At 43.7% G+C, this 7287-nt stretch carries 8 protein-coding genes and 1 pseudogene; 3 read left to right on the top strand and 6 right to left on the bottom strand.

Annotation, left to right across the window (positions count from 1 at the left end):
• Nucleotides 1-371: pseudogene (locus ACP5N5_RS04760) on the bottom strand (ABC transporter substrate-binding protein); the annotation flags it as partial.
• Here ACP5N5_RS04760 and ACP5N5_RS04765 point away from each other — a divergent pair.
• On the top strand, nucleotides 340-429 hold the full coding sequence (locus ACP5N5_RS04765) for a hypothetical protein (RefSeq protein WP_404990971.1): 90 nt from the start codon (nucleotides 340-342) through the stop codon (nucleotides 427-429). The pseudogene ACP5N5_RS04760 and the gene ACP5N5_RS04765 sit on opposite strands and share 32 nt — an antisense overlap.
• Nucleotides 430-500: 71 nt before the next feature.
• On the top strand, nucleotides 501-1019 hold the full coding sequence (locus tag ACP5N5_RS04770) for a hypothetical protein (RefSeq protein ID WP_428133419.1): 519 nt from the start codon (nucleotides 501-503) through the stop codon (nucleotides 1017-1019).
• A gap of 61 nt (nucleotides 1020-1080) precedes the next feature.
• On the opposite strand, the gene ACP5N5_RS04775 is transcribed toward ACP5N5_RS04770, so the two are convergent.
• From ACP5N5_RS04775 to ACP5N5_RS04785, 3 genes are all read right to left on the bottom strand, one after another.
• Nucleotides 1081-1311, bottom strand: a complete 231-nt coding sequence (locus ACP5N5_RS04775) for a hypothetical protein (RefSeq protein ID WP_428133421.1) — start codon at nucleotides 1309-1311, stop codon at nucleotides 1081-1083.
• A 550-nt stretch (nucleotides 1312-1861) separates the two neighbouring features.
• The gene (locus tag ACP5N5_RS04780; protein ID WP_012608068.1) at nucleotides 1862-2098 is read right to left on the bottom strand and encodes a hypothetical protein; all 237 of its coding nucleotides are present in this window, start codon (nucleotides 2096-2098) and stop codon (nucleotides 1862-1864) included.
• 26 nt (nucleotides 2099-2124) lie between these two features.
• Nucleotides 2125-2379 (bottom strand): hypothetical protein, encoded by a 255-nt coding sequence (locus tag ACP5N5_RS04785; RefSeq protein ID WP_428133424.1) that lies wholly within the window; start codon nucleotides 2377-2379, stop codon nucleotides 2125-2127.
• A 149-nt stretch (nucleotides 2380-2528) separates the two neighbouring features.
• Here ACP5N5_RS04785 and ACP5N5_RS04790 point away from each other — a divergent pair, with 149 nt between their 5' ends.
• Nucleotides 2529-5456 (top strand): beta-galactosidase, encoded by a 2928-nt coding sequence (locus ACP5N5_RS04790; protein WP_428133427.1) that lies wholly within the window; start codon nucleotides 2529-2531, stop codon nucleotides 5454-5456.
• Here ACP5N5_RS04790 and ACP5N5_RS04795 read toward each other — a convergent pair.
• Nucleotides 5453-6307, bottom strand: a complete 855-nt coding sequence (locus tag ACP5N5_RS04795) for an ABC transporter permease subunit (protein WP_428133429.1) — start codon at nucleotides 6305-6307, stop codon at nucleotides 5453-5455. The two genes, ACP5N5_RS04790 and ACP5N5_RS04795, sit on opposite strands and share 4 nt — an antisense overlap.
• A gap of 1 nt (nucleotide 6308) precedes the next feature.
• Nucleotides 6309-7287: carbohydrate ABC transporter permease (locus ACP5N5_RS04800; RefSeq protein ID WP_428133431.1), on the bottom strand; the 979-nt coding region annotated here is incomplete at its 5' end.

The raw sequence follows: 7287 nt of genomic DNA on the forward strand, positions 1-7287 counted from the left end.
ACAACTGTTTTACCTCCCTGAGTATACAGGTTAGTTATCGCGGCTGCCGGAATACCTAGCTTAGAGGCAGCCTCACTTATTGAAAGAGTTCCCTCTAAAGTGAAAACAGCCACTGGGGCAGGATTCAATGTTAACTCTATTAGGCCTGCTGGAGCCGAGTACAGAGTTACACCGGATACACCTTGTAACTGGGCAGCCTGTGCTGGCCTTAAGCTGTAGAGATATCCATCTATTTTACCACTGGATATGGCGTCTGGTACTTCCTCAATGGTTTTCCTCGTGACTACTATTTTATCTGATGCAGGGCCTGGCTGCGTAGCTTGGGCTGATGTTATTTGTGTGGGTATAACTAGTATTGAGACTAATACTATTGTTAATAATAGTAATGGAATATATTTACTCAATACTTCTCACCCATACAATTATTAAGGATTACATGAGTAGGTATATAAATCTTAGCCCGCTATAAACAAGTGGGCTTTGAGAGGGGTTTGACCGGGTTGTCCACGAGGTTATTGATGCTGATTGGTTTATCTATGCTGATCGCATCAATCTTGCTGTCAATGGCATCAATGCTAACCTATTACAATGTAATCCATTATTCAACAATATATAATTTAACCACCATAGAAATACCCCTTACATCAATCCTGGATAACACTGACCCAGGGAACCTGGTAAACATCACCTTAGCGGTTGAGAACATAGATACTCATATAGCAGAGATAACCGTATTCAACAGGTTAATAGAGTATAGTGAATACGTTAAGCCAGGTGAAGTAGCGGTCTTCACACTGGATAATTTATTCTACAATATAATAGCCTCCGAGGATACCCAAGTATCAATCAATATGACATGTATAAGGGAGGAGAAACCATTTCTATTACTCTCACTGCTCTCTCTAGTCACGTTCACCATAGGCACTGTTGTCTCAGTGTTCTATGTGTACTTGAAGACACTTGAGAAAATGAGGCCTCAACAAGAACCATTCATGCATCCATGGAGAGATATAAATTGATCACCCGTATCCAGGTAAAAATAATCTGGTAGTCGACGATATCGATTTAAAAACAATTATTTTATAAACCCTTTTTACCGTTCTCAGACTTCAGGTCCTGGTATACTCTGTAAGCCAGTAATGCCAAGACCCCGCCCTCAACTATTGCGAAGACGTGATTACCGAGGACTAATGCGTAGATAAGGAGAAGGGCTGTGCCTATACCATTAAGGATGTGTAGCCAGAGCCAGTTACGGATTATAAACGATGTAAACACGAACAACATACCCAGGTATCCAATCAGCTCACTCATGCTCCCACCCCGGAAAATCAATACCAAGTAATGAACAGGGTTTTTAAACCTTCTACCAAGTGTATGTGGGAATAACATGGTTTAAGTAACAGTGCCTTGATGAGAGAATAAGGATGAGTAAGATTGATAATAATGAATCGAAGTTACAATATCTTGCCGCTGTATTCCTAAACCCTTGGTTTCTAACCAAGGGTTTCGAATCCAGCCTCTTTAGATTTTAGAAGATTAAGTAGAGATCGAGGGGAAGAGTAATTCACATAGAAGCAACTCTACTTGTTTGCTTACACCTTTTACAACCGAAAGCCCCGCCGTTTATGGCTGGGATGAAGGTTTACAAGCTCTGTATTCTCTATCTTTTTTTTTGGTGGTGAGTGTAGAAGTGATGGGTATGAGGGGTTGCCCCGACTGCCCCGCAGGTGAAAGATGCAAACCGAATAGATGCAGAGAACCTCCCACCCTAAAGGGAACCCCAACCCTTTAGAGCGGGGAGGAGGTCAGGACATCTAAAATACCTTACAGTATAAGTCCTGACTCGATAGGTATTCCTCCATCAAGACGTGGATACCAGGTAACATCTCTGCCATCGGTAATAGATGCTCGTGATGAACTCATTAATTATTGTATTGATGTCTTTTCCTATTTCTTCCTTGCTGAATTCAAGTGAGGGTGGCCTGTTAGTCCCTTTCCTGGCTACCACTACTATGTAGGTTGGGTTTTCATTGAGCTCTAGAGTCTTAAGAAGTGGGAAAGCGATCCTGGTATCTCTACTCGTGATCTTCGTGGCCAATTCCTTACTCGGCTACTTCATCGCTATCATGCCTCTAAAGGATACCAGGAAAACATGTCCGCTACATGGAGAAAACAAGGTAGCTTTGAACCAATGATTTTATGCGTCTCGGTATGTTGTTTCTGCTTCCATATAGGTTTACTATTGAAGAATGTAATCGCATGTATGAATCTCTTCCTTAAATTCCTTAATTCAAGATGTAGAGTGCCAGTGAACGCCCTCAAGCCGTATACAAGCCCAAAGGGGATACAGGGGGAACAAGGATGAGGGGATGAAACCAATTTATATAAACCTATGTGAGACCTGAACCCCAGTAAGCACCACCCACATCTTGAAGAAGACAGGTGGTTGTTATTATTCCTGTAGCTAATGGAACCTTAGAAAACACATTTATTTTCCCCGAGGAATTCATAGTTCTGGGCGAGTAATTATGACCCTACTCTGTGGTGAAATACATTATTTTAGGGTTCCAAAGCATCTCTGGAGAGATAGGCTCCTAAAGTTGAAGCGGGCTGGGGGAAACTGTGTATCCACTTATATACCGTGGAATTGGCATGGCCCGCGGGAAAAAGTTGTGGATTTCACCGATGGAACGAGTCAGTGGCATGTAGCGAGCTACTATAGTAGAGATTTGGTTTCATTTCTCGAGTTGGCTGGAGAACTCGGTTTAAGAGTCATAGCGAGGCCCGGCCCCTACATATGTTCCGAATGGGATAGTGGCGGCCATCCAAACTGGATCTATACTAAAGCGATGAGGCTACGCTCGCTGGACCCCGGGTACTTTAAGCATGTGGTGGAATGGTATAATAGTGTCCTCAACATTCTCAAACCATACGTGGAGAGAGAGATTGTAATTGGTATCCAGGTTGAGAACGAGTATTTCTGGGGTAATGAGAAGTATATTGAGAAGCTAGCGGAGATCGTGGAGGAGAAGCTACCCGGTGTACTGGTGTTCACTAATGAAGACCCGTATTTAACGAGGATACCGAACACAATAGACCTATACCCTTCTCCCTGGGATATGAGGCAATTCGATGATAGGCTACGGAGCTACTTGTCATCGCAACCCGGGTTATTCAAGATGATCATGGAGCTCGAGGGAGGCTGGTTTAAGTCGTCTAGGTATGGATACTATCCAACAAATAGGCTGAGTATTCCACCTGAGTGGACGGAGATATTGTTGAAAACCGCTGTTGGGATGGGCCTTAATAATATAAATATATATATGTTTCACGGAGGGTCGAATCCAGGCTACTACACCGCTAAGTACCTGGCTTCATCATATGATTTTGAAGCATGTATTAGAGAGTGGGGAGAGCTCTCGGAGAGATATTATAGAGTGAAGAGGATGTTTACCTTCCTCAATGGGTTCCAGGAGTTGGTGACTAGTTTAAAGCCAGGCGAAACCGTGAAAACCGCATCTACTTGTAGTGAATTATTACAGCGTGTAGGTGATCACGGGAAAATAGCAGTACTGAGAAATACCGGTGACAACCTATGCTACCAGAGGCTTATAAACAGGGGCGAAATAATACCCATGTGGACGCCTATACGTGTGCCACCGCGGTACGCTAAAATAGTTCTACTAGACCTCGTCGTAGAAGGGACGCCTTTCAAACTCGTGTACACGAGTGGAGAGGCATTATTAATGAAAAGACTAGGAGACACCGTGGTCATGATTATTTACGGAGACCACGGTGAATACACTGAGACAGCTGTAGAAGTAGAGGGTGGAGTACTCGATGTAGATATACAGGGAGACGTGTTGATCCGTAGAGAGGGTGAGAGAGCATACCTGGTGGTTAACCATACACACGGTGAACACTTAGCCATTGTGAAGTCAACGAGGGGGCAAAACCTACTATTAATCTTCACATGTAGGTGTAGAGCTGAGAAAACATGGATTGTAGATGAAGACCTCGTACTCATATCCAACATCTACTACATAGGTGACTCAAGGATAGATGGGGGCAAGGTGGTGATTAACGCTGAACTCGACGAAGACAGCTGTGGAAGATTGCTAGTAGTTACTTCACGTGAAATAGACGCGATCAGTCTTGAAGACCTAGACCTAGATTTAACAAGGCTCTCCAAGTATGTCTATGCCACACATATTCCATTAAGTATGTGTCGGAGCGGGAAAAACACCTACCACCCCTTAGAATACAGGCTTCTAGAAGACCCTGTATTCCACACGTTAACTAGTATTAATCCTTCGAGCCCGCTGGAAAAGAACGGCTTCTATGAAAACGGTATCTATGTGTACAGGCTAAGGCTTCACCTTGATAAGAAGCAACTAGGGGATCTATTAGACAAGCATCTCGCGCTGATCGGTTTCAGCGACTATGCTGTTGTATCCATCAATAACGAATATGCTGGATCAGGCTACCACTACATAGAGATGTCTGCAGACTCCCTTAAGGAAGGCGTGAACGAAGTAACAGTTATACTGGAGTCCACGGGTCACCCTAATGATGGCTTATTATATGTTCCAAACGGCATATATGGTGGAGTCTACCTTGGTAGAGTAGGCGAGATCAGGCTCTACAAGTGGAGAAAAACAGGGTTCGAGATACCATATGGGCCAGGCTTCGACCTCGCGGAATTCATCGCCAACCCGGAACCAGTGATTAAGGCCCTACAAGAACAGAGGAGTAGTACAGGGGAAACATACAGCGTCGACTCCCCAGGCCTTTATATAACAGAGTTCAAAGTAGATGATTTATCCAGGCACTATGTGTTGGATCCAGGCCTAGAATTCTACTACAACCATTACTATAGAATCCTCTTATTCGTGAACAAAGTATACGTCGGCCCCCTCATAGGCCCTATCGATATAACAAGGTATCTCAAACCCGGGGTAAACGAGGTAGCATTACTCGTTGAATGGGGCGTGGTAAACCCAGTCATAGGGGTCTACCAGTACAAGGTGGATGGTGAATGGCTTATACAAGAAGGCCTCCATGGATTAATTGAGGAATGGTTTAGAAGAAGCCCACGCGGCGAGACAGCTGAACCCCCTATATTACTTGGGGATAAAGCAGGACGTGTTATATGGGTCAACACTGTGATTCCATATGAGAAGGAGCCAACGAGCTCCTCACCAGTGAAACTGGAAGTGGATTTCTGGGGATGTAGAATACTGGTGTTTGTAAACGGGGAATTCATAGGTAGGATTAGCGATGACTCTCCAGAAAGGGAGCTATATGTTCCAGAGACAGCTGTGAGAAGGGGTTTAAACAATATTACACTACTTGCTATAGTTACATCAAGGAGCTCTGGTATAAGGGGACTGCGTCTGAAAGAAACATACGTGCATGAGAGAAAAGAAATTGTTTTTAAACTAGGCTTAACCTAGCCCTTCATTCCAAGCCTGTATGCTTCTCCAATATACTTCTGCGATAGCGTGAACAAGATTACCATCGGTATAGCGTATAGCAGAGCAGCTGCAGCGAATTCACCCGGTCTCATCATCCCGGCTTGACCGGCAACCGCTTTAGAGTATATGTAACGTCCAAGAGTGTCGAGCCCTAGAATATTTGCTATAATGAACTCTCCCCACGCACTCATGAATGCAAATATTGTTATAATGATGAATGCTGCCTTGGATGCTGGGAGCACTACTCTGAATATTATGGTAAACCAGTCGGCCCCATCAATAAATGATGCTTCATCTAATTCCTTTGGCAATTGGTCGAAGTAGCTCTTAATAAGCCATGTCTGGAATGGCGTTAGGCCTGAGACGTAGACTAGTGGTAATACCCAGATCTGGATTATGTTTATACCATACGCTGTCAGTCTCAAGAAGAATATATACATTGCTAATACAGCTATGATTCCAAGCCCTCCCCCGGCCTGGCTTACGATGAGGTAGTAGTATAACAGCGTGTTTTTACCTAGAAACTCGAATCTCGAGAACGCGTACCCGGATGGTATGATGACGAGGATCGCTAGGATTACGGTGATTGATGCAACTATTAATGAGTTTCTTAACGCCGTATGGAACTCGGGGTCCTGAAGCGTCTTAATAAAGTTATCGAATGTGATCCCATAGCTTAGTAGTTGCTGGAAACTAGAGACTATTATCGTTGGCTTCCCTATCAGTGCCTGTGCCACTATGTATATTAGTGGATAAGCGATGGCGACGGCTATAAAGACCCCTATAATTGTAAGGGTTATTTTAAGTATAGTTAGAGAGACTGAAACCATACTACTTACCACCTTTCTCCATTAGTAGTTTAAGCCATAGAGTTACATAAACCAGTATTATTGCCAGGATAACAAGGTAGACTGAGGCAGCATATCCGTATTCCTGGTCAATTATGACCCTATAATATCCGAACACTATCAGCATCTCATTCATATACCCTGCTGTGCAACCGACAAACGGTGCACAAATGTATCCAGTGGGACCTGCACCATTAAGCGTCAGCGGTACAAGGAATGCCTGTAACGAGGCACCCGTCGTCGAGATCGATGCCACCAGCACGGGCTTCTTGATCAATGGAAATATCACTTTCCTTAGTCTTGTAAAGGCATTAGCACCATCAATATATGATGCCTCTATGACTTCTTTTGGTACTCCTCCAAGAGCACCTTGTGTTATAGTCATTATGAATGGGTAAGCAAGCCACGTCTCAAATAGGTTGTACACTAGGAATGCATCCCACTCCCTGTTATTCATGTTAAGCCCGAGTAATTGGCCTAGTTGACCATTAGGTATAAACAGGAACTTCCATGTGAGTGCTGAGAGTAGAAATGGCATTGCCCATGGAACAATAATGAGGGCTCTCATTATTCTCCTGCCTCTGAGGAGCTCCGAGGAATAAAATAAGGCGAGTAGAACGCCGAATCCAACCTTGAGTGGCACACTAGTAGCAACAAAGAGCATTGTCTTATATAGTGAGTTATAGAATCTCGGGTCATAGAATAGCTTCTTGAAGTTCTCCAACCCTATGAACTTCAACTGTAGTGAATCCAGTTCGTTCTGGGCACTCGCTATGAATTCATTCATATATCCCTCGTAATCCGTCTCAAGACGCTTAAAGTAGTTTACCAGCTCAATGGTTATATTGTATCCGGTGACAACCTCATTATAGTAGGTCTTATTATCATATGCACCTGGGTTTTGAAGCCTTCCACTCAACGTTCTTAATGCATCAAATTTCTCAAGCATTTCTTTAGAGATC

The organism is Desulfurococcus sp., from assembly GCF_049970475.1.
Classification (GTDB): Archaea; Thermoproteota; Thermoprotei_A; order Sulfolobales; family Desulfurococcaceae; genus Desulfurococcus; species Desulfurococcus amylolyticus.